This window comes from Mucilaginibacter arboris (assembly GCF_009754915.1).
Lineage (GTDB): Bacteria > Bacteroidota > Bacteroidia > Sphingobacteriales > Sphingobacteriaceae > Mucilaginibacter_A > Mucilaginibacter_A arboris.
Genome location: NZ_WPIK01000003.1, coordinates 171,790 through 194,241, shown reverse-complemented (window position 1 = coordinate 194,241; position 22,452 = coordinate 171,790). Strand labels below are relative to the sequence as shown.

The window sequence follows — 22,452 nt, the reverse complement described above, 5'->3', positions numbered from 1 at the left end:
TTTATGCCTGTAAATCTTGTTTTTTTAATACCTGCTGCTAAAAGAAGTATTGCAACTTTCTGTTTTTTTAGGTGATAAAAGAAGCATCGGAAATAAACTGAACAAAATTAAACATGCTCTTAAATAGTAATATGAAAAAGGCATACTGGCTAAGCATCATCTTGTTTTTTTACTTTTTTTCGTTGAAGGGACAGCCTGTGATCAAAAACCCGGATTGGAACAGGTTTTTATCCGCTCATGACCTTACATTCAACAAAATGCCTGTTTCCTGGGAGCAGGCCCCGTTTTTTGGCAATGGTTTTATAGCTTCTATGGTTTATGGCGATAGCACGGACCTAAACCGGATCATGATTCAGGTTTTTAGAACAGATGTGCAGGACCACCGCGACAGCACGGCCGGATGGACGGCATATAGCCGCCCACGATTGCCCATCGGCCATTTTGAACTGCAAACCAAAGGAAAAATTACCGCTTGCAATTTAAGGTTAAGCCTTTGGAACGCCGAGCTAACAGGCACGATACAAACTACTGCAGGCAGCTTAAAATTGAAACATGAGGTGTCTGCCCAAAAGGACCTTATTTTTACAGACATCACGACAACAGGTAATGAAAATTATACTTTGACCTGGCATCCCGACGAAGCTAAATCCACACGTAAAATATTATTTCCTTTATCCGCAGATATTATTCCAAAGTTTGCCGCAGTTTATGGTGAAAAATACAGAAGCATTTTAAAGGTATATCAACCTAATCCTGCACCCATTTATAACCGCATCAGAGGTGTAAATGTAAGCACGCAAAACTTATTGGCCGGAGGGCAATATACCACTGCGTGGAAACAGGAAAAGTTATCTGCCCATCAATCGCTGCTTACGTTAACGATACAAAATTCCTATCCTGAACAAATAGCTACGGATCAGGCAGTGCGCTTATTAACTGTAAATGGCCGGACAAACTACGCTAAAAATTACCAGGACCATTTACAGTGGTGGCATACCTACTATCGCAAAAGCTTCATGACTATTCCCGATAAAAAACTGGAAAGTTTTTACTGGCAGCAAATATATAAGCTGGGCTGTGCAAGCCGTGCAAACGGGCCTGTTATGGATACTTCCGGTCCGTGGTTTCAGCCCACGCCCTGGCCATATATTACCTGGGACTTAAACGTGCAGCTTTGTTACTGGGCTCTAAACACCTCTAATCATTTAGATATAGCTGCATCGTTGCCCAACACTTTGAAGCGCTATCAGCAACATTTAATCAATAATGTAGTTCCGCCCGAATGGAGAAAAGATGCTGCTTATTTGTCTATTACCACTGCACAGGACCTGATTGGTTCTGCTGATGACGATATACGTTATCAGCATATCAATGCCAATCTGCCCTGGGTGATGCACAATGTGTGGCTGATGTACCGCTACTCCATGAATAAGCAGTTTTTAAAAGAAAGCTGCTATCCGCTGCTCGAAAAAAGTATGAGTTACTACCTGCACCTGATTAAAAAAGAGCAGGATGGAAAATATCATATTCCTGTTGGTTACTCGCCGGAATATCCGGAGAAAAAATCCGGCCAGGCCGGTGAAACCAAAGATGCAAACATCGATATCAGCTTGCTTAAATGGGGCTTGCAAACCTTGATAGCTTCATCAAAAATATTAAATATTAATGCTGATAAAAGAAGCAACTGGAGCGATATTTTAAACAACCTGGCAGATTATCCTGTTGATGAAACCGGGTTCAGAATCGGTGCCGACCTTCCCTTTGCGGTATCGCACCGGCACTATTCGCATTTACTGATGATTTATCCGTTATACCTGATTAATGCGGATCAGCCAAAAAATATTCCGCTTATCGAAAGATCATTGTCCACCTGGCTAAGTGATCCAAAAGCATTAAAGGGCTACAGTTATACCGGTGCAGCTTCTATTTCCGCTGCCATTGGTAAAGGCGATGATGCCTTAAAGTACATCCGCGGGCTGTACAAATTTTTGTTACCAAATGGATTATACAAAGAAAACGGGCCTTGCTTTGAAACCCCGCTTTCAGCCGCACAATCCTTGCAGGATATGCTGTTGCAATCGTGGGGAGATAAGATCCGCATTTTCCCTGCCGTTCCTCATGAATGGAAAAATTTGTATTTTGATAGATGGTTAGCTGAAGGCGCATTTGAGGTAAGTGCAAAACTTTTTAACGGGGAAACAGAATTTATAGTTATTAAAAGCCTTGCCGGTACCAGGTGTACTTTCACCACAACCATCAAAAAACCGGTAGCTTTTATCGGAAGGAAAAAAGTTGAATTAAAAATGGTTGCTAAAAATACTTACCGGGTAAATTTAACAAGAGGCCAAAGTGTGGTAATTAAGAAAAAAGGTTTTAATGGCCCTTTATTTGCAAGTACAATAAATTAATATTGAGGTTGTTTAAACTTTTTGGTACCAATTTAAATCTGGTTCTTCGGCAGGCCCAGGTTTGGTGCCCATGCTTCTTTTACCGGGTAAAATTGGTGTTTACATTTAATCACTAAAGACCTATAAGGTTTTGAAAACCTTATAGGTCTTTAGTGGATCAAAAAAGCAATAGTTAACATTTTTTAGGTGATAAAAGAAGCACCGGCCTAAAAAATCAAAATTTAATGACCAGCATTTTTAGCTGATAAAAGAAGCATCGGCCCAAAAAAGAAGGCCAGAAAAAAAGTTTAAACAACTTCATTGATATAAAGTTAAGTTGAACCCTGTTTTTATTTAATCACTGTATTCTGATTTTAAAATAATCATACTTCTTTTAGCACATAAAAATTATGATTTGTATTTGATAAGGTATCAATAAGAGCAATTAATTATTAACCATAAAAGTTTAATTATAGCTGGCGTAAATTTTTATGGGATAAAAGAAGCATTTATTATGCTGCGCAGGTGCGTAAGAAAGCACCAGCAATAAATTTAACCACAACACTACGTTTTGTGCCGGTTCTCTTATAAAGCCTGGCTTATTAACCTTTTTAAGACATATGCCACGCTTTTATGAGATATCCACATGGTGTTTGAAAGGTGTAATCCGGCTACATTGCAACCTGTAACCAACTATAACATTTATTTGCTATGCTTCTTTTATCAGCATAAAATACAGACACAAATTTTATGCTGATAAAAGAAGCATCATAAATTTTTTTCGATGAAATTTAAACCAGCTTTAATGATGATTAAGTTTTTTTTACCGCTGCTATATGTATGTTTTTTTGTGGCTTCTGCCCACTCTCAAACCAGGATCCGTCAAAGCATTAATAGTAACTGGAGCTTTCATAAGGGCGATATTAAAGGCCTTCCCGCTAAGCAACCAGCAGATGTACGGTGGCAGTCGGTGTCTATTCCGCATAGCTGGAATACAGAGGATGTAACCGATGATGAACCTGGCTATTACCGCGGGATTAGCTGGTATAAAAAAACTTTATACCTGCCGGCATCCGTTAAAAATAAACAAACTTACCTTTACTTTGAAGGGGCAAATCAGGTAGCAGAAGTTTATGTAAATGGCCAGCTCGCCGGAAAACATGTAGGTGGCTATACTGCGTTCAGCTTTTTAATCCAGCCCTACCTTAAAGCAGGCAATGATAGTTTAACAGCAAACGAGGTACTGGTTAAACTGGACAATAGTTACAACGAAAGCATACCTCCGCTTGATGCTGATTTTACATTTTTTGGTGGTATATACCGCGACGTTTACCTGATAACAGCCGATAATATTCATTTTGATATGGATAATTATGCTTCTTCCGGGATACAAATTAAAACTCCTTTAGTTAATGCCAATACTGCAACGATCAGCATCAGCGGAAAGATTACCAACAGGTTTACATCGAACCGCAACCTGATGATAATGACAGAGATTAGTGATGCCGAAGGTAAACTGATCAAAAAAGTACAAAGCCCAGTAAAGGCTAATGCTTCGGGCAACACGGCATTTATGCAGCAGCAGCAAATCACGATGCCGCATTTATGGTCGCCGAATGATCCTTATTTATATCGCATAGTTTCTAAAATCATTGATCGTTCCACCGGTGCTTTACTGGATGAGGTAAGCAACCCGCTTGGGCTGCGCTGGTACAGCTTTGATGCGGCCAAAGGTTTTTATTTGAACGGAAAGCCCTTGAAGCTGATTGGTGCCAGCCGCCATCAGGATTTTAAAGATATGGCCAATGCCTTGCCCGATGCCATTCATCAGCGGGATATGGAGCTGCTTAAAAACATGGGCGCTAATTTTGTCCGTATTGCGCATTATCCTCAGGACCCGGCAATTCTAGAAGCTTGCGACAGGCTGGGCTTGCTGGCTTCGGTAGAAATCCCTATCGTAAATTATATAACCGAATCAGACTCCTTTTACAACAACTGCAAGCAAATGCAGATAGAAATGGTCCGGCAGAACTTTAACCATCCCAGCATTATTATTTGGGCCTATATGAATGAGGTACTGCTAAGGCCGAAGTATGAAAAAAATTCGGACGAGCAAAACCGGTATTTTGCCAGCATTACTGCCCTGGCTAAACAAATCGAAGCTCTTACCCACCAGGAGGATAGCGGGCGATATACGATGATTCCCTGTCATGGTGATTATAATTTGTATAACCGTGTAGGCTTAACCGCTGTGCCTCAAATTGTTGGATGGAATTTATACCCGGGCTGGTATTCTCCACGGATTGAAGATTTTGCAGGTTTTTTAGATAAATATCATCAGGAGTTTCCTCAAAAACCAATGATTGTTACCGAATTTGGTGCAGATGCAGATACCAGGATCCACAGCACTCAGCCCGAACGGTTTGATAAAAGCATTGAGTATCAAACCTATTACCATCAATATTACCTGAAAACCATATTACAAAAACCTTTTGTAGCCGGTGCTGCTATATGGAACCTGGTCGACTTTAATTCAGAGCAGCGCAAAGATGCCACGCCGCATATCAACACAAAAGGAATAACTACCAGTGAACGTATCCCTAAGGATGCCTACTTCTTTTATCAGGCTAATTTACTCAAGAAACCGTTTCTAAAAATAGGTGCTACAGGTTGGAAACTAAGGACCGGAATTGCAGATTTGAACAATACCTGTACACAACAAGTATATATTTTTACCAATGGCGTACAGGTACAACTATGGCACAACGGTAAGATGCTGCAGAACCAGGCAACAAATTCAGGCGTTGCTGTATTTCAGGTTCCGTTTACAAATGGGAATAACACGATTAAAGCTGCATCAACTGTTAATGGTGTAGTTTGTGAAGACATAGCACAAATAAATTTTAAACTTATACCCGCCTTATTTAAAAATAAACCCTTACAATATACCGATCTCAATATCAGTTTGGGCGACAGGCGTTTTTTTGTTGACGAAAAATTAGCCCAGGTTTGGATGCCGGAGCAACCCTACCACAAAGGCAGCTGGGGATATATTGGCGGTAAAGTGTTTACGATGCCAGCCCAGTCCCGTCAAAGTTTTGGCTCTGATAAAGATATATACGGCACTGATATGGATGCAATCTACCAAACCCAGCGAACAGGCATTCAGGCTTTTAAATTTGATGTGCCCGATGGCGAGTATGAGCTTACCCTTGGCTTTGCAGAACTGGAAGGCAAAGCAACTTCTCCGGCATTGGTCTATAACCTGGGCAATGCTGCACAAACCGCAGAAGCAAAACAAAGAGCGTTTGATGTTTTAATTAATGGCACCACAGTTATTCCATCATTAAGCACTCAAAATTACTTAGTGCCACAAACAGCTTATACCACAACTTTTAGGGTTTCTGCAAAAAATAGTGCAGGTATTACCGTTAATTTTAAGCCTTTAAAAGGAGAGGCTATTTTAAATGCCATTCAGCTTAAACAGGTATTTTGATGGACCGGGCATATCACTTTTCACAGTTGTCCATGCTTCTTTTACCACCTAAAAATCATCAAGCCTGCTGTTTTTTTCCGTTGCGAGTCCACCCAAGCCTTGCCTATTATGCCCTGTTTGAAATTACGTTCCAGCTTGTTTTCCATGATGGGAAACTTATGAATAGAATCAGTGGTAACCCGGAATTTCTTTTTAATGATACTCCTGATTTTTGCTTTCTGCATCAGCCGCGCCACTCGCGGCCTGGATACTTTTATGCCCTGCCTGTTTAGTTCCCTTGCAATCCCGGGACTGCCATAAGTAGAGTTGCTGGTTTGGTAAACTTTCAATATTTGCTTAGTAAGTTGCTGATTTTCATTGACGCATAAAGATAAATTACTATACAGCCAGCTATAATAACCACTTCTGCTTACCTTAAATACTTTACACATCTTCCCAATATTAAATACCACCCTGTTATCTTTTATGAACCGGAATGTTTGCCATCGCTCCTAGAGAAGATGCCTACAGCCTTTTTAGTATATCACGCTCCTGCTGCATATCCAGCAGTTCTTTCTTTAGCCGACGTATTTCTGCCTGCTCAGGTATGTAAATCACTTTCCCTTGTCCCGGAAAACTGGTTTCTGCCTTCGTTTCCAGTTCCCTGCGCCAGCGGTACAATAAAGCCGACCTGATTTCCAGTTCTTTTGCAAGCACGCCCAGATCTGAATGGCCCTTGTTTAATTCTACAGCCATAACCTTAAACTCCCGGTCGTACTGCTTTCTAATTGTTGACATATTTCTAAAGTTAAGGCTTTCCCTTAACTATTTGTCCTGATAAAGATAGCAACTCCATCACCGAGTTACTACTGCAGCTATACGATTTCGTGAATAAAACGGGGATTTGCCGGAAAAAACAAAAGCTGTAAATCAAGAATTTACAGCTTTTTGAATGATTTGACTTTGATTCTGGTAGCCCGTAGGGGAATCGAACCCCTGTTTCTAGAATGAAAATCTAACGTCCTAACCCCTAGACGAACGGGCCATTTAACATGGCTGATTTTTATTTGACCGCTTTTGTTTGGTCCTCGTTTAATTTAAAATCTTCGGCAAAGATATAAATCTTGCATTGTCCGTCAACCAATATTGAAGAAAAAATAAAATACCTTTTTAAATTTAAATGGTCGTGACAACTAACCTTCCTGTTTTGCTAATCATCCTACAAAAAAACAGGTTGTAAAAACAGCATGATACTGTTTTTACAACCTGAAATGTGTGTAATACAATTTACCAAAAAGAAAAACTTTTATGATAGCCTTGTAAATTTATCTGGTAAACCTGTTTTTAATATTCGTCTTTACGGCCGCCGCTTCCGCCTTTGTAACCGCCACCGCTGCTGCTTCCGCCTTTGTAGCCACCTTTATCATAGCCACCGCCCCTGCTGCTGCCGCCGCCGCCATAACCGCCGCTGCCACCTCTGCTGTTACCGCCTCCACCGTAACCACCGCCGCTGTTGCCGCCTTTGTAGCCACCGCCACTGTTGCCGCCATAACCGCCGCCACTGTTGCTTCTTCTTGAATCGTCTCTTTTGTCTTCAGATTTATTGACTACTATTGACCGCCCTTCAACAGATGATCCGTTTAATTCGTCAATTGCTTTTTGTGCCATCGCATCATCCGGCATTTCCACAAATCCAAATCCTTTGCTTCTTCCTGAAAACTTATCAATAATAATTTTTACTGATGATACTTCACCATAAGCTTCAAAAACTTCTTTCAACTTGGTTTCTTCCAAAGCAAATGGAAGGCTTCCTACAAAAATGTTCATTATTGTTTTTTAATTTGATTGTATATCTATTTCAAAAATACTTATATTAAATCTATATTTTACTATTAAAAAAATTTATATTTTAAATTATGTCCAATTAAATTAATACGCTGAAATTATTTATGCTTCTTTTAGCACTGTTTTTTAAGGTTTATACGCTTAATTACCTTAGCAGTTGTTCTTCATCAATTTTTAGGTGATAAAAGAAGCATGAAAAAAATAACTTTTACAAAAAAAAGGTGTGGCGTATAAACGCCACACCTTTTTTAATGATTAAAAAACTGTGTTTTTAGAACAATGTAAATTCTACACGACGGTTTTGTTGGCGGCCAGCAGCAGTTTTATTGCTTGCAATTGGTTGAGTTTGTCCATAACCAGTTGCTTCAATACGTGATGCGTTAGCTCCTTTGCTTACTAAATATTCTTTAACAGCTTCTGCACGATCTTTAGATAATCTCATATTTAGCTCTGCAGATCCTGTATTATCAGTATGGCCAGCAAGTTTTAAGCTGAAGTTTTTGTTAATTAACAGGTTTGCAACCCTGTCTAAACTTGGGAAAGAGTGCGCGCGAAGGGTAGATTTTCCTAAATCGAATTCTAAATTTGCAATTGCATCCCTAACTACCTTTTTATCTTCTTCAGTTACAAAAACTTTAACATCTGGTTTGTTTGCCGGTAAAGCACATCCTGAACCATCCACTGCAGTACCTGCTGGCGTTCCAGGGCATTTATCAAATTTATTTGCAACACCATCAGCATCATCATCACCTAAATCTTTGGCGTATTGTTGTTGTAGTTGTTGTTGTGCTTGTTCATCTGCTAATCTTTTTTGCTCAGATGTTGAAAGCATGTTTTTCAATTCTGCACTTTCTGCTGCACTTTCTTCTCTGAGTGCTGCGATTGGGCTATAATTTGCTAATTGAGAAGATTTTTTTCTACCTAAAGAAAATTCTAAGCCTGCATGTGCATAAGAAAATCTGTCATTAGCACCACCACGAACACCATCGAATGTAGGGGTTTTCATGAAATACACGCTGTAACCTAAATCAATGTTGATCGTTTTAGATAAGCCAAATTTTAAACCAGCCCCAACCGGTACAAACCAATTTTGTTGATAAGCCCCACTTGCACCGTTAGGAATTGCGCCTTGTACATTTGGGCTGGATGACATATAACCTGCACCCGCAGTTACATAAGGAGATAATGCACTTCGTTTATGATTAAGGCTTAAATTTGCAATAGTAAGGTTTGCGTTTAATGCTGCAGACCATTCGATATTGGTTGTAAAACTACTGTTGTTTTGCGCTACAGTTGGCGAAGGAAGCGCATTTGCCTGGTAACCCCTTACTTTTCCTGCTAAAAAATCTGCCTGGATACCGAAGCTTGGTAAAATTTGTTTTTTAATGTAACCGCCGTATCCCCAGGTTTCTTCCGGAGTACGGAAATCACCGTTGGAAGCATTGTTAAATGGTGTGAAGTGAGTTAACATACCACCGTTTAATCCAATAGACCAGGTACGAAAGCTTTTTTTATCAAAGCGGTTCGCTGTGTCCGATTTCATGTCCTGAGCAAACAATGTTGTTGATAACCCTACTGCTGATAAAGTAAGAGCCAACTTTGTAATCTTTAGTTTCATTTCTAAATAGTTATTTTTTTATAATATTACCTTTTGTACAATTTTTCAAGTCTGGTTTTATTGCACAACTTGTATTACTCTATAAAAAATACTGCCAAAGTTATCGGACGAAATGTTAAATATGGTTAAGCACAGCTAAGTGTTTGACTTTTAAGAACAAAAAGTTAGTTTTAGATGACAAAAAACTAATCAAACGATTAAACAGGATTAACATTAAATTGACTAATTAAGCATACAACATTCGGCTTAGAACTAAATTTAAGACATATTTGGTTTTTGGTATGGTTATTAGTTTTAAGCTGACGGATGCCAATTTTTATAGGGTAAAAGAAGCATCAGCCTTTCTTTTTCCGCCAGGGTTTTTTGGGGCCAGATGATGCCCTTTTTATTTCCGGTTGATAAACCGGCCCTTCGCCTAAAGCTTCCGGCAAAGGCATTTGCGCTATAGGTTTACCAATCAGCGTTTCTATATTACTAAATTTTCGCTGGTCCCTTTCATTAATAAAAGTAATGGCAATTCCGGTAGTTTCGGCCCTTGCTGTACGACCTATTCGGTGGATATAATCTTCCGGGTCATGCGGCACATCATAATTAATAACCAAACTGATTCCTTCTACATCAATACCTCTCGATAAAACATCTGTACCAATTAAAATAGGCAATTGTCTGCTTTTAAATGCACGAAGAATGTTTTCCCTTTGCTCCTGCTCTAAATCAGAATGGAAAGCTTCTACCTTAAAACCCGCGCGGTAAAGGGTTTGGTACAATTGCTTTACTTTTTCTTTGGTTGATACAAAAACAATAGTACTTGCATAATTACCTTCCTTCAGGATTGATTTAATCAATGCTAATTTCTGGTGATCGAAAACCATATATACCTGTTGCAAAATACCAACGGCAGGCTGGGAAAGCGCAATGTTTATCTGTTCTGGTTCTCGTAATATTTTGTTTGATAAGGTCCGGATTTTCGGCGGCATCGTTGCCGAAAACAGAAGTGTTTGCCGGTTTTGAGGCAGATAACTGATGATACGGACAATATCATCATAAAATCCCATATCCAGCATTCTATCTGCTTCGTCCAGAATTAAATGCTGCAACTGGCTTAACTTTACTACGCCCGAAGTTAAATGTGCAATCAGCCTTCCGGGCGTTGCAATAATAATATCTACACCTTCATTTAAAGAACGGCGCTGCTGCTCGTAACTGGCGCCATCTCCGCCGCCGTAAACTGATATAGAACTGATACCTGTAAAATAAGCAAGCCCTTCTGTTTGCTGATCTATTTGCTGTACCAGTTCGCGTGTTGGTGCTAAAATTAAAGTATTGACCAGGCTTTTCTCCTTTGCAACACAAATCTGGTGCATAATAGGCAATAAATAAGCAGCAGTTTTACCAGTGCCGGTTTGGGCACAGGCTATCAGATCGTGCTTATTTAAAATAATCGGGATGGCTTGTTCCTGGATTGGAGTAGGTTTACGAAAACCCATGCTGTCTAATCCTTCCTGTAGTTTCGGATCGAAGTTAAAATCGGTAAATGTCAAAAGTATTTCGGATGTAATGATAAACTGGTTCTGCTATTGAATACAATTTTATAAATATAAGATTTTTTGTTGTAATCAAAATGCTTCTTTTATCGGCATAAAAACAGTATTTCAATTTATCACACTGAAACTTTAGCTGTTTGCTTAGATATAGCTGCAATAATTTGCTCGGCATGAACCCTTGAATTTTCGATGAACCACAAATGTGTATTCATTCCGCCGCAAACTACACCAGCTAAATAAATCCCTTTCTGGTTGGTTTCCATCGTTTCCGCATTGTATTCCGGCAGCAGTTTTTCATCCGCAGAAAGCGTAATGCCCATGGTTTTTAAAAAAGTAAAATCTGGCTGATAACCGGTTAAAGCCAGCACAAAATCATTCGGAATGGCAATTAAACCTTCCGGCGTTTGTATATCAACTTCATTTTCCCTGATTGTTGTTAAATGAGAGTGATAATACGCTTTGATCGTCCCTTCTTTAATCCGGTTGATAATATCTGGCCGGACCCAATATTTTACGCGGTCGCTGATATCATCTTTTCGGATTACCATTGTTACTTCTGCACCTTTGCGGAAAGTTTCCAACGCAGCATCAACAGAAGAATTACTTGCTCCAACTACAACCACTTTTTGTAGCGAATAAAAATGCGGGTCTTTATAATAGTGGCGAACTTTTGGTAATTCTTCTCCCGGAATATTCATTTTAACCGGAACATCATAAAAACCAGTTGCAATAATGATATTTTTAGCAAGATAAACGGCTTTTGTTGTAGTAATTTCGTAATGATCATCCTTACGCTGCTGATGCAGAACAGCTTCAAACAAATGGATATTTAGCTCATTAGAAGTTAAAACCCTACGATAATATTCTAAAGATTCTGCACGTGTTGGTTTAATGCTGTTTGAAACGAAAGGAACGCCGCCAATTTCCAGTTTTTCGGAGGTGGAAAAAAAAGTCATGCCTGCCGGATAGTTATACAGAGAGTTTACCAGCGTGCCTTTTTCTACAATTAAATAACTTAATCCGGCTTTTTTGGCTTCCAGTGCGCAGGCTAAACCAATTGGTCCGCCGCCTATAATTAATATATCGAGCATAAACTTTAATGAGGTAAAAGAAGCATTACAATATTAATAACCTTAGATGCTTCTTTTATCAGTAAAAAATCATTAAAAAAACAAAAGCCGGACAAAAATCCGGCTTGTATAAAAAAACAAGTGTTTTAAAAGAAAAAGTGGGTAAGCTACTTCTATCGCACCGCTACAACTCTCTACCCTTGCTGCGTTCCCACCCTGGGGGAGTTCAAGAGGAGCTGGTCGTAAAAGACTTACCCGCCACAAAAGTAGAAAAATTTTTAAGTTATGCCAGTAAAATTTAAAAAGCTGCTTTTTAACCTACCTGTTTAAGTTTTAATTCGGTTTTCATTTTCATCGGCTGGTTAAAAAACCGGCGTGTAGGCGTTTCTAAAACCCTGATTTTATCGGGATAAAAGGAGTATTCAAAATTTAAATGTTCAAAATATTTCCAAAGGATTTCAAATTTTTCTTTTGTAATTGTTTTAGCGATGGTAATATGCGGGGTTTTAACCACGCCTTTAGAAAAGGTTTTGTTAAATTTAGAAAGGGTTTCTTTTATTGCGGCACTAACTTCAACCTTGGCATAAATAGTATAAGTATCGCCGTGCTGAAATTTATCAAAGCCAGAAATTTTCACTTCAAAAGTATTTATAAAAGATACCTTCCGGCGGTAATAAGTTAATTTTTCTTCAAAAACAGATGCATAAATATTATAATCATGATTGATGGTAATATGCGCAGTACTATGAAGCGATGGATATGCACCAATCATTTCCCATGCTTTTAACTTAAAGTACATAATTTTCGAAACAACATCACGGTCCGGCGGGATAATCAGCAGATAATCCCTTTTGTTTATTTTGGTGTAAGGCTCAATGTCGAACAAATACTGTGCAGGTAACATGCTAACAAAATTAGTATTATTAAAGATTATTTTAGCAAAACTTTTTTAATTTTTACGAACAAAAATTAAACTTGTTCCAAAAAAATCTGTCTATACTGTAACTTTTGAAAATCTACATAGTATAATCAAAAAAATTATACGATAATTGCACCATTTTCTAAGTAAGTTTAAATTAGACAAATAATGAAACAACAACGCTTTTTTATGCCTACTGTCCGAGCAGTTATTGCTCCGGTTGCATCTGCGTTAGTTTTGGTTTCCACCGGGTTCTTCTCATTAGCACGACGACGGTTTTTTATTTCCAGACTTTGAATTAATTAAATTTATTCTTAGTTGCTGCGCCGGGGGAAGGTATTTATTATTGTCTTTTTTACGATTCCTTCCGGTATTAAATCCCTTTTATCTAACGGAAATAATTGTATTTCTCCATGACAATTCAAGATTTTAAAATAATAATAGCATCTGCAGAACATGCAGAATATGCGCCGCAGATTTGCGATGAAATGGCCGAATCTGCCAAAGCCCGCGGTACAGGTATTGCCAAACGTTCGCCAGAATATGTAGCCAACAAAATGCTGGAAGGCAAAGCTGTAATTGCACTTTATAAAGATGGCACATGGGCGGGTTTTTGCTATATTGAAACCTGGAGCCACGGGCAATTTGTAGCTAATTCCGGTTTAATTGTTAATCCGATTTTTCGTAAAGTTGGTTTGGCAAAAGCTATCAAGCATGAAGTTTTTAAATTATCCCGAAAAAAATATCCTGATGCCAAAATTTTTGGTTTAACTACAGGTTTGGCAGTGATGAAAATTAATTCTGAATTAGGTTACGAACCCGTAACCTATTCAGAACTAACACAGGACGATGCTTTTTGGCAAGGTTGCAAAAGCTGTGTTAATTACGATATTTTAATGAGCAAAGAACGCAAAAACTGCATGTGCACAGCCATGCTTTTTGATCCCGAAGAAAAGGCCAAAGAGATTGAGGAAAAGATGAAAAAACTTACCCATAAAGCTACTTTGCTGGAGCGAATTGAAAATGCAATAAAAAAATCTACCAAAATTATAGCACTTTTGGGTTTGGCAATAGCACAGTATATCGGCCTTTAACGTGAGCAATCACCAATAAAAGAATTTATTTTGATGAAAGAAAAAGTAGTTTTAGCTTTTAGCGGAGGTTTGGATACTTCGTTTTGCAGTATTTATTTATCGCAGGATTTGAACCTGGAAGTCCATTCTGTAATTGTAAATACTGGCGGTTTTAGTGCTGAAGAATTAGCAGATGTAGAACGCCGCGCTTATAAAATGGGCGTTACATCACACGCAGTGGTTGATGAAACAGAAAACTTTTACAATACCTGTGTACGCTATCTGATTTATGGAAACGTATTAAAAAATAATACTTATCCGCTTTCTGTAAGTGCAGAACGCGTGAGCCAGGCTACCGCAATTGCTTTATATGCCAAAAAAATAGGTGCAGAATATGTTGCACATGGCAGTACCGGAGCGGGTAACGATCAGGTCCGGTTTGATATGATCTTTAACATTATCATCCCGGAAGTCAAAATACTGACGCCTATCCGCGATTTAAAATTAAGCCGCGAAGAAGAGATCAAATACCTGAAAGAGCATGGCGTAGAAATGAATTTCGAAAAAGCGAAATATTCGATTAATAAAGGGATCTGGGGAACATCTGTGGGCGGAAAAGAAACCTTAACTTCTCACGAAGGTTTGCCTGATGATGCCTGGCCAACACAATTAACTAAAGAAGGTTCAGAAAAAGTAACGCTGGAGTTTAAACAAGGCGAACTGATTGCGATCAATGATGAAACCTTTGATCATCCAACCAAAGCTATCCAGAAATTACAGGAAATCGCTTCGCCTTATGCCATTGGCCGCGATATTCATGTTGGCGATACCATTATCGGTATTAAAGGTCGCGTTGGTTTTGAAGCGGCTGCACCCATGGTAATCATCAAAGCGCACCATACTTTAGAAAAACACACTTTAACCAAATGGCAGCTGAGCTGGAAAGATCAGCTTTCTTCTTTTTATGGCAACTGGCTGCACGAAGGCCAGTTCCATGATCCGGTTATGCGCAACATCGAAGCTTTTTTGACGAATATACAGCAAAACGTATCCGGGAAAGTGTTTGTACAATTGTATCCTTACCGTTTCCAGGTTTTGGGGATTGAATCTGCACATGACTTGATGTCTAACAAATTTGGCAGCTATGGCGAAATGAACAATACCTGGACGGGTGAAGATGTAAAAGGATTTTCGAAAATTTTCGGTAACCAGGTAGTGATTTATCACAAAGTTAACGGATAAAAGAAGCATGGAAAATTCTATCTTTTCGAAATCTAATTGTATTGAACATTACCAGTGGGGCGATGATTGCTATGGTTGGACCTTTATTGATGACGATGCAATTTCTATTAAACAGGAGTTGATGCCGCCAAACACTTCCGAAAAATTGCATTACCACGAAAAAGCAACCCAGTTCTTTTTTATTTTAATTGGCCGCGCTACTTTTTTCATCGACGGGAAACAGGAAGTTTTAAATCCAAGACAAGGAATAGAAATTAAAGCCGGGCAAAAACATTATATAAGCAATTTGGGAGAAGTTGATCTGGAATTTATCTTGTATTCCAATCCTTCCAATAAAAATGACAGGATCGATGTCGAATAAAATTAAAGCCGGAATTATAGGCGGCGCAGGATATACAGGCGGCGAGATGTTAAGGGTTTTGCTTAACCATCCAAACGTAGAAATTGCTTTTGTAAACAGCAAAAGCAACGCTGGTAATTATTTGTATGAAGTCCATACCGATCTTTTTGGTGATACAGAATTGAAATTTAGCAGCGAATTATCTGATGGTATCGATGTTTTGTTTTTATGTGTAGGACATGGTGATGCACAGAAATTTCTGGAAGCAAATCCAATCGCCAATTACATTAGAATTATCGATTTAAGTCAGGATTTTAGGTTGACTGGCACCTCGAACCTCAAACCTCGAACCTTCATCTACGGCTTACCAGAACTCAATAAAACATCGATAAAAGAAGCATCCAACATTGCTAACCCAGGTTGTTTTGCCACTTGCATTCAGTTAGGCCTGCTTCCTTTAGCAGCTAAAAATTTGTTGCTAAACGAAGTACATATTGCTGCAACAACAGGCTCAACAGGCGCCGGACAAAGCTTGTCCCCTACTTCTCATTTTACCTGGCGAAATGATAATTTATCCGTTTACAAAGCATTCAATCATCAGCATTTAAAGGAAATCAGCCAATCGCTTAACCAGCTGCAAAATGATTTTCCAATTTATCCGGGAGATAAAAACAAGCTCAATTTCATTCCTTATCGCGGAGATTTTACGCGCGGCATTTTAGCTTCCATTTACACAGAATGTGATTTAAGTGAGGAAGAAGCTTTAGCAATGTACACTAATTTTTACGCTGAACATCCGTTTACGCATGTTACTACCCGTGATATTGATTTGAAACAGGTAGTAAATACCAACAAATGCTTCATCCAAATTAAAAAACACGGCAACAAAATTTTCGTTATCAGTATCATGGATAACCTACTCAAAGGAGCATCCGGACAAGCAGTTCAAAACATGAATTTAATGTTCGGCCTGGAAGAAACGGCAGGACTTAAACTGAAAGCTAACGCATTTTAGGGGAAAGGCGGAAAGGTGAAAGGCTGAAAGGTGAAAGGTTTGGGCGGATAAACAAGTAATTAAAATAGCATGAGAGATTATAAAAGGTTAGAGGTTTGGTCGAAAGCACATCAACTTACGCTCAATATTTATAAAGAAATTTTACCTCAAATGCCAGTTGAAGAAAAATTTGCCTTAACCAGCCAGCTACGTCGTTCCGCTTACTCAATTCCTTTAAATATTGCTGAAGGCTGCGGTAAAAACACTGATAAAGATTTTGTTCATTATTTAGATATTGCTTTAGGCTCTGCGCATGAAGTTGAATATACTTGCCTGTTAATTTTTGATTTATCTTATATTTTACCAGCTCTGTATGAACAAGTTAATAAAGATATAAATGAAATTAAAGCTATGCTTATTTCATTTATTAAATATATACGAAGTATAAGTTAGTCGTTTCTAACCTTTTACCTTTATCCTTTAATCCTTTTACCTCTTAAAAAATGAAACCATTCGATGTTTACCCAATCAATCATATTAATATCGTAAAAGGCCAGGGAAGCCTGGTTTGGGACGATAAAGGCCAGGAATACCTGGATTTATATGGCGGCCATGCTGTTATTTCTATCGGACATACACATCCGCATTATGTTAAACGCTTAGAAGATCAGTTACATCAGCTGGGTTTTTACAGTAATTCTATTGAAATTCCTATTCAGCTTGAACTTGCTGAAAAACTGGGAAAAGTTTCAGGCAAAGAAGATTATCAACTGTTTTTATGCAATTCTGGGGCCGAAGCGAATGAAAATGCGTTAAAACTGGCTTCTTTTTATAATGGTAAAAAGAAAGTAATTGCGTTTAGAAAAGCTTTTCACGGCCGTACGTCTTTAGCGGTTGCCGTTACTGATAACCCTAAAATTCTGGCGCCGGTTAACCAAACCGACAATGTAATTTTCCTTCCCTGGAAGGATGAAACTGCATTAGAACAGGCATTTGCTGACAATGAAATCAGTTCGGTTATTATAGAAGGCATCCAGGGCGTTGGCGGGATACAGGTTGCCCCGGAAAATTTCCTGCAAAAGATCCGTTCGCTTTGCGACCAATATAATGCTGTTTTTATCGCCGATTCTGTGCAGTGCGGTTACGGCCGTACGGGCAAATTTTACTCGCATGATTTTGCCGGTGTAAATGCTGATATTTACACCATGGCCAAAGGAATGGGCAACGGTTTCCCGATTGGCGGGATCTCCATCTCCCCTAAAATAAAACCGGTTTATTATATGCTGGGGACTACTTTTGGCGGCAACCATTTGGCGTGTGCAGCAGGCTTAGCGGTTTTAGAAATAATGGAACAGGATAACCTGATGCAAAATGCAGCTGAAATTGGCGGTTACTTAATCGAAGAACTGAAGAAATTTGAGCAGGTAAAAGAAGTACGCGGTCGTGGTTTGATGATTGGTATTGATTTGCCAGATACTTTGGCCCATGTAAAAGCCGAACTTTTGTTTAAATATCATATTTTTACCGGCGAAGCTAAACCAAATGTAATCCGTTTGCTGCCTGCTTTAAACTTGACTAAAACACATGCTGACCGTTTCCTGGAAGCTTTTAGTCAGGCTATAAAAACAGCACCGGTTGCTGAGTTTAATCCTTCGATGTAAACTATTTTCTGTTATTCCTTTCTGTCATTTCGACCGCAGGGAGAAATCTTCTTCAAAGCGACATACTTCTTTTACCGGTATAAAATTATCGCTTTAATTAAGATCCCTCCTATCGTTGGGATGACAGAAGCCAAAACTCAATCTTAATAAAAGTCCTTCTGTAAATCAATGAAACTCTTCTCCTCCGTAAACAACGTCAACGATATAAATGCACTGGTAAAAGAAGGATTAGAGATCAAAAAAAATCCTTTCGCTTTTCAGCATCTTGGAAAAAATAAAACTATTGGTTTGGTTTTTATGAACCCAAGCTTACGCACCCGTATGAGCACGCAAAAAGCTGCCATGAATTTGGGTATGAATGTAATGGTTTTAAATATCGATAAAGAAGGCTGGGCATTGGAGTTGCGCGACGGCGTAAAAATGGATGGCGCAACGGTAGAACATATCCGCGAGGCAGCCGCAGTTATGGGGCAATATGTTGATATTTTGGGCCTTCGCTCCTTCCCAGGTTTAAAAGATCGGGAGGAAGATTATGGTGAAGTTATTTTTAACAAGTTTGTGGAATTATGCGGAGTTCCAGTAGTGAGTTTAGAATCGGCAACAAGACACCCACTTCAAAGTCTGGCAGATTTAATTACGATTGAAGAACTGAAAACCAAACCTCACCCGAAAGTTGTTTTAACCTGGGCGCCACATGTAAAAGCATTGCCGCAAGCTGTTCCAAATTCTTTTGCTGAATGGATGTGCAAAGCTGATGTTGATTTTACCATCGCCCATCCTGCCGGGCTGGAACTTTCTACAGCATTTACACAAGGTGCAATTATCACTCATAACCAGGACGAGGCTTTGCAGGATGCTGATTTTATCTACGTAAAAAACTGGTCGGCTTTTGAACCTTATGGAAAAGTTATTCCGGGAAACGAAGACTGGATGCTAACTAACGAGAAGTTGAAAAACACAAATAATGCTAAAATAATGCATTGTTTACCGGTACGCCGCGATTTGGAATTATCGTCAGAGATTTTGGACGGACCAAATTCTATCGTGATAAAAGAAGCAGCAAACCGCGAATGGGCAGCGCAGGCAGTTTTAAAAAAAATGCTGGAAGGTTTGTAACGGTTATAGCGCTGTAGGTTTGGTTCCTTTTTCAACAAAGAAATCTGTTATCCGGTTCAGGGTCAGCCCTTGCACAACAACAGAAAAAATAACGATAAAATAGCATCCTGCTTCAATAACTTCCTTGTATTTGCTGTTGGGTATAGAAAGTGCCAGTGCAATAGAAATTCCGCCCCGAACGCCTGCCCAGGTTAGTATTTGAACATTATTATAATTAACATTTAATGTTCTCCGCAGAAAAACAATTGGCACCAAAATACTTAACCCTCTTGCTATTAAAACAATTACAATTGCGCCCAGGCAAACAAACCAGTAATAGGTTAGAAAAGGCATCATCACGATCCGTAAACCAATCATAACGAATAAAATGGTGTTCATCAGTTCATCGATGATGGTCCAGAACTTCTCCAAAAAATCATTCAACTTCCCGGAAGGGTCTTTACCAAAACGAAGGTTGCCTATCAATAATCCCGCAGAAACCACGGCCAAAGGAATAGAGAAATGCAGCTTATTAGCTAAAACAGAAATTCCCATAACCAAAGCAAGGGAAACCATAACCAGGGTTTGAAAATCATCTACTTTTCTCATCAGTTTATATGCAATATAAGCCAGGGTGCCTCCTAAAATAATCCCGCCAAAAACTTCCTGGGCAAACAAAACAGCAATTTCGCGTGGGTGAATGTCGTTTCCGGACTGAGCAATATATTCTAAAATGGTAATAAAAAGGATCAGGCCGATACCATCATTAAAAAGAGATTCGCCTGTAATGATGGTTTCTAAATGCTTCGGCATCCTCGACTTTTTTAGTACTGCAGAAACAGCCACGGGATCTGTGGGTGATATGAGCGCACCAAAAAGCAGGCAATAGATAAACGAGATATCAACCTTAACCAAAATAGCAAGCCAGTAAAAAAATATCCCGAAAACAAAAGTAGAGATCACTACACCTACCGTACTTAAAATAAACACTGCCCCAACCTGCTTTTTCAGTTCTCCCCAGTTAAACCGCAAGGCACTTGCAAAAAGCAAAAACCCAAGCATGGTGTTCAGCATCGTTTGAGAAAAATTGATATTGTTATTTAACCCGGTGATACTTCTGAACATGACCGGGAAAAACTCGCCCGTAAAAATGGCAATAATGGAAACCACAACGGCAATACTGATGACACCTATGGCGCCTGGCAATTTTAAAAAACGAACATTGATAAATGAAAAAACGGCACTTACTACAACCAGTACCGTTACAATTAAATAGGTATCCATAAAAATAAATATAGTTAAAGCTGTAACGGTTTATCGCGGCCGCAGTTTTACTGCTGCCTTTTGCACTACTTTCAACTTCAACACAAACAATTTGGCTTTTAAATGCTTTTTTTATAACAATAATTATTCAAACTTAAATCAGCATATCATGATAGATCCTAAAGATGAAGTTTTTAGAGACCTGGACGACCAGGGACGTGAAGACGATAATAACCGTACACATTTTGATGCCGGTTTCCTGAGGGATGAAGAACAGGATACAGAAGGCGGCAGTATAGCTGTTGAAAACGAAGACGGACACCAAACACCTAAAGCAATGACCATAGAACAGGAAGGCGAAAAGCCATGGGAAAACACCAGCGGAAGTACTAACCTAACGGAAGAACAACTGGAAGAAGTGAAATCGCCGTCAACCAATCAAGGTGAGGAAGATGAAACTTTTGTTCAGCCTGAAACAGAAGGAACGGGATACCACGAAGATCCGGACCAGCTAAAAGTTGGCGGAGAAGAATAAAAGTTTTATTCTTTTAAAAGCTGTTTAAAATGTATAACAGGTCCTTTGATATTCTCAGGATTGGTGCTGATGCTTCTTTTACCACCTAAAAATTGGTAACTACACTTGTTGTGGTATAAACAGCAAACACCTATGCAGATTTTTAGGTGGTAAAAGAAGCATTGTACAACCTGAACAGCCTGTTTAAACAGGCCTTTGCCTTTAAAGCACAATAAGCGCCCTGCCTAAGGGTTTACTTATTGTGTTTTTTTATTTACGGATTTGTATATTTGGCAGCCAACCCGAGCAAAACGTGTTAAAACATGTTTTACCCTGTATATTTGGTTTTTTGCTTATTTTATTACTAAAATCCTATAAAACCCGTAGATGCTTAGCATTGACGAGATTAAAAAACCAATAGCTACAGAAATTGATGTTTTTGAAGATAAGTTCAAGTCGTCAATGCATAGTTCAGTTCCGTTGCTTGATCGGATCACCCATTACATTGTAAAACGGAAAGGCAAGCAGATACGGCCTATGTTCGTATTTTTCAGCGCGGGTTTATGCGGAGGGATTAACGAAGCTACCTATCGCGGTGCAGCTTTGGTCGAGCTTTTGCATACAGCAACTTTAGTACACGATGATGTGGTTGATAATTCATATCAGCGCCGAGGTTTTTTCTCTATCAATGCTTTATGGAAAAATAAAATTGCGGTTTTGGTTGGCGATTATTTATTATCAAAAGGTTTGTTGCTTTCGTTGGATAACAATGATTTTTCCCTGCTAAAAATAGTATCCGAAGCCGTTAAACAAATGAGCGAAGGCGAATTGCTGCAGATAGAAAAAGTGCGTAAAATGGATGTTGGCGAACCTATTTATTATGAAGTTATCCGGCAGAAAACCGCTTCTTTAATTGCTTCGTGCTGTGCTTGCGGCGCTGCTTCTGCCGGCGCTGATACAGAAACGATTGAAAAAATGCGCCTTTTTGGAGAAAAGACAGGCATTGCTTTCCAGATTAAGGATGATATGTTTGATTTTGGCCTGGACGACGTAGGCAAACCTTTGGGCATCGATATTAAAGAGAAAAAAATAACGCTTCCTTTAATTTATGCCTTAAATAAAGCATCAAAATCAGAAAGAAAAAACATCATCAACCTGGTTAAAAACCACAACGAGGAACCTGAAAAAGTAGCAGAAATTATTGCTTTTGTAAAAGATTTAGATGGTTTGGTTTATGCTGAAAACCAAATGTCAAAATATCAGGAAGAAGCTTTTGCCATTTTGAATACTTTCCCCGAAGGCCAGTTTCGTACAGGTTTAGAACAATTAGTTCGTTTTACTACCGAACGCAAAAAATAGGCGGTAAAAGAAGCATTGCAATCAGAATTATTTTTCTGATATTTCCTTTCCAA

19 protein-coding genes, 1 tRNA gene and 1 other RNA gene are annotated in these 22,452 nt (G+C 38.9%); 11 read left to right on the top strand and 10 right to left on the bottom strand.

The window, feature by feature from the left end:
* Positions 1-131 precede the first annotated feature (131 nt).
* Entirely contained in the window at positions 132-2,408 is a 2,277-nt protein-coding gene (locus tag GO621_RS04135; RefSeq protein ID WP_157564460.1) for a glycosyl hydrolase family 95 catalytic domain-containing protein, read from the top strand.
* Between the two features lie 763 nt (positions 2,409-3,171).
* Positions 3,172-5,883 carry a glycoside hydrolase family 2 TIM barrel-domain containing protein gene (locus GO621_RS04130; protein ID WP_198170123.1) on the top strand — a complete coding sequence of 904 codons (2,712 nt, stop codon included), beginning with the start codon at positions 3,172-3,174 and terminating at the stop codon, positions 5,881-5,883.
* Positions 5,884-5,924: 41 nt separating this feature from the next.
* On the opposite strand, the gene GO621_RS04125 is transcribed toward GO621_RS04130, so the two are convergent.
* The 9 genes from GO621_RS04125 to GO621_RS04085 form a co-directional block, all read right to left on the bottom strand.
* Positions 5,925-6,314 carry an IS3 family transposase gene (locus tag GO621_RS04125; RefSeq protein WP_157564458.1) on the bottom strand — a complete coding sequence of 130 codons (390 nt, stop codon included), beginning with the start codon at positions 6,312-6,314 and terminating at the stop codon, positions 5,925-5,927.
* Between the two features lie 73 nt (positions 6,315-6,387).
* Entirely contained in the window at positions 6,388-6,660 is a 273-nt protein-coding gene (locus GO621_RS04120; protein ID WP_157564456.1) for a transposase, read from the bottom strand.
* A gap of 172 nt (positions 6,661-6,832) precedes the next feature.
* Positions 6,833-6,907 (bottom strand) — tRNA-Glu (locus tag GO621_RS04115).
* Positions 6,908-7,206: 299 nt separating this feature from the next.
* Positions 7,207-7,689: an RNA recognition motif domain-containing protein gene (locus tag GO621_RS04110; protein ID WP_157564454.1), complete on the bottom strand. Its 483-nt coding sequence runs from the start codon at positions 7,687-7,689 to the stop codon at positions 7,207-7,209.
* Positions 7,690-7,978: 289 nt separating this feature from the next.
* Positions 7,979-9,250: an OmpA family protein gene (locus GO621_RS04105; protein ID WP_317163384.1), complete on the bottom strand. Its 1,272-nt coding sequence runs from the start codon at positions 9,248-9,250 to the stop codon at positions 7,979-7,981.
* 410 nt (positions 9,251-9,660) lie between these two features.
* Positions 9,661-10,866 (bottom strand): DEAD/DEAH box helicase, encoded by a 1,206-nt coding sequence (locus GO621_RS04100; protein ID WP_157564450.1) that lies wholly within the window; start codon positions 10,864-10,866, stop codon positions 9,661-9,663.
* A gap of 119 nt (positions 10,867-10,985) precedes the next feature.
* Positions 10,986-11,960, bottom strand: coding sequence for a YpdA family putative bacillithiol disulfide reductase (locus GO621_RS04095; protein ID WP_157564448.1), 975 nt, complete (start codon positions 11,958-11,960; stop codon positions 10,986-10,988).
* Positions 11,961-12,102: 142 nt separating this feature from the next.
* An RNA gene (gene ffs, locus GO621_RS04090) (signal recognition particle sRNA small type) lies at positions 12,103-12,196 on the bottom strand.
* 56 nt (positions 12,197-12,252) lie between these two features.
* The gene (locus GO621_RS04085) at positions 12,253-12,843 is read right to left on the bottom strand and encodes a 2'-5' RNA ligase family protein (RefSeq protein ID WP_157564446.1); all 591 of its coding nucleotides are present in this window, start codon (positions 12,841-12,843) and stop codon (positions 12,253-12,255) included.
* A 428-nt stretch (positions 12,844-13,271) separates the two neighbouring features.
* On the opposite strand from GO621_RS04085, the gene GO621_RS04080 reads away from it, so the two are divergent.
* From GO621_RS04080 to GO621_RS04050, 7 genes are all read left to right on the top strand, one after another.
* Positions 13,272-13,952 carry a GNAT family N-acetyltransferase gene (locus GO621_RS04080; protein WP_157564444.1) on the top strand — a complete coding sequence of 227 codons (681 nt, stop codon included), beginning with the start codon at positions 13,272-13,274 and terminating at the stop codon, positions 13,950-13,952.
* A 33-nt stretch (positions 13,953-13,985) separates the two neighbouring features.
* The gene (gene argG, locus GO621_RS04075) at positions 13,986-15,173 is read left to right on the top strand and encodes an argininosuccinate synthase (protein ID WP_198170122.1); all 1,188 of its coding nucleotides are present in this window, start codon (positions 13,986-13,988) and stop codon (positions 15,171-15,173) included.
* A 7-nt stretch (positions 15,174-15,180) separates the two neighbouring features.
* Positions 15,181-15,534 (top strand): cupin domain-containing protein, encoded by a 354-nt coding sequence (locus tag GO621_RS04070; RefSeq protein ID WP_157564441.1) that lies wholly within the window; start codon positions 15,181-15,183, stop codon positions 15,532-15,534.
* Positions 15,524-16,528: an N-acetyl-gamma-glutamyl-phosphate reductase gene (argC, locus tag GO621_RS04065; RefSeq protein WP_157564439.1), complete on the top strand. Its 1,005-nt coding sequence runs from the start codon at positions 15,524-15,526 to the stop codon at positions 16,526-16,528. The genes GO621_RS04070 and argC overlap by 11 nt, the downstream gene beginning before the upstream one ends.
* A 69-nt stretch (positions 16,529-16,597) precedes the next feature.
* Positions 16,598-16,960: a four helix bundle protein gene (locus tag GO621_RS04060; RefSeq protein WP_157564437.1), complete on the top strand. Its 363-nt coding sequence runs from the start codon at positions 16,598-16,600 to the stop codon at positions 16,958-16,960.
* A gap of 50 nt (positions 16,961-17,010) precedes the next feature.
* Entirely contained in the window at positions 17,011-18,168 is a 1,158-nt protein-coding gene (locus GO621_RS04055) for an aspartate aminotransferase family protein (protein ID WP_157564435.1), read from the top strand.
* Between the two features lie 168 nt (positions 18,169-18,336).
* Positions 18,337-19,284 (top strand): Rossmann-fold NAD(P)-binding domain-containing protein, encoded by a 948-nt coding sequence (locus tag GO621_RS04050; RefSeq protein WP_157564433.1) that lies wholly within the window; start codon positions 18,337-18,339, stop codon positions 19,282-19,284.
* Between the two features lie 3 nt (positions 19,285-19,287).
* Here GO621_RS04050 and GO621_RS04045 read toward each other — a convergent pair whose 3' ends face one another.
* On the bottom strand, positions 19,288-20,547 hold the full coding sequence (locus tag GO621_RS04045) for a cation:proton antiporter (protein ID WP_157564432.1): 1,260 nt from the start codon (positions 20,545-20,547) through the stop codon (positions 19,288-19,290).
* A gap of 148 nt (positions 20,548-20,695) precedes the next feature.
* Here GO621_RS04045 and GO621_RS04040 point away from each other — a divergent pair, with 148 nt between their 5' ends.
* Together GO621_RS04040 and GO621_RS04035 are read left to right on the top strand one after the other, a co-directional pair.
* Positions 20,696-21,061, top strand: coding sequence for a hypothetical protein (locus tag GO621_RS04040; RefSeq protein ID WP_157564430.1), 366 nt, complete (start codon positions 20,696-20,698; stop codon positions 21,059-21,061).
* 366 nt (positions 21,062-21,427) lie between these two features.
* On the top strand, positions 21,428-22,399 hold the full coding sequence (locus GO621_RS04035; RefSeq protein WP_157564428.1) for a polyprenyl synthetase family protein: 972 nt from the start codon (positions 21,428-21,430) through the stop codon (positions 22,397-22,399).
* Positions 22,400-22,452: the final 53 nt, after the last annotated feature.